The organism is Streptomyces sp. DH24, assembly GCF_029813775.1.
GTDB lineage: Bacteria > Actinomycetota > Actinomycetes > Streptomycetales > Streptomycetaceae > Streptomyces.
The window spans coordinates 1-438 of record NZ_JARVKW010000124.1; the positions used below are offsets into that span (position 1 = coordinate 1).

General features: G+C 82.6%; 1 pseudogene. It reads right to left on the minus strand.

From position 1 onward, the window contains the following. Positions 1 to 438 (minus strand): annotated as a pseudogene (locus tag QC282_RS32135) (D-beta-D-heptose 1-phosphate adenosyltransferase); the annotation flags it as partial.

Genomic DNA, 438 nt, shown 5'->3' on the forward strand with positions numbered 1-438 from the left:
GCGGACCCGGGCGGCGTGGGCGAACGGGTCGTCGTCGTCCGGCGGAGGGCCCGCGGCGCCGGCGTCCGGGAGGCCGGCCGCGCCGCCCGCGCCGACGAAGCCCGTCGCCGCCGCGACGGCGCCCTCGACGGCCTCGCCGACCAGCGTGCCGTCCGCGAGCAGCCCGGCCGCCGTCGCCGCGAAGCGGTCCCCGGCGCCGCAGGTGTCCCCGTGGTGCACCCCGGCCACCGGCACGAGCAACGGATGCTCCCCGTACGACAGCAGCGCCCCGCGCGCCCCGAGCGTGACGGCCACGGCGCCGACCCGCCACTGCCGGACGAGCACGGCGGCATGCCGGGCGGCGGCCCGCAGACTCCGCTCGGGAGGGCCGTGCCGGGCGGCGACTCCCGCCGCGGCCGCGGCCGACACACCCGCCTCCCGGAGACCGTCGTCCCCGGC